The organism is Citrobacter sp. Ct235 (genome assembly GCF_030332305.1).
Classification (GTDB): Bacteria; Pseudomonadota; Gammaproteobacteria; order Enterobacterales; family Enterobacteriaceae; genus Citrobacter_A; species Citrobacter_A telavivensis.
This window is the reverse complement of record NZ_JAOWIC010000025.1, coordinates 1-466: the sequence shown is the minus strand read 5'-3', so window position 1 is coordinate 466 and position 466 is coordinate 1. Positions and strand designations below refer to the sequence as shown.

2 tRNA genes are annotated in these 466 nt (G+C 47.6%); both read right to left on the bottom strand.

Going from position 1 to position 466, the window contains the following annotated elements:
* Positions 1–106: 106 nt before the first annotated feature.
* Positions 107–182: transfer RNA gene (locus tag OGY35_RS01090), tRNA-Ala, on the bottom strand.
* Between the two features lie 106 nt (positions 183–288).
* Positions 289–365, bottom strand: a tRNA-Ile gene (locus OGY35_RS01085).
* Between the last annotated feature and the right edge of the window lie 101 nt (positions 366–466).

Genomic DNA, 466 nt, shown 5'->3' with positions numbered 1-466 from the left:
GTGTGTCGTTTCAATTTTCAGCTTGATCCAGATTTTTAAAGAGCAAAACTTCGCAGTGAACCTTTTCAGGTACACTCTGAAGTTTTCTTGGGTTTTGCAGTAAATATGGTGGAGCTATGCGGGATCGAACCGCAGACCTCCTGCGTGCAAAGCAGGCGCTCTCCCAGCTGAGCTATAGCCCCATCGTAGTTAATCTCATCAACCTTAATTCGTTCTGAGACAAGGCGTGGTAACGCGAAGCATACATCAGTATGTGAGCGTTGCCGCAACGCAGTATCAGAAGGAATTTGGTAGGCCTGAGTGGACTTGAACCACCGACCTCACCCTTATCAGGGGTGCGCTCTAACCACCTGAGCTACAAGCCTGCAGAGATTTTTTACTGCTAATTTTCATCAGACAATCTGTGTGGACACTACAAAGGCAGGTTCTTTAAGGTAAGGAGGTGATCCAACCGCAGGTTCCCCTA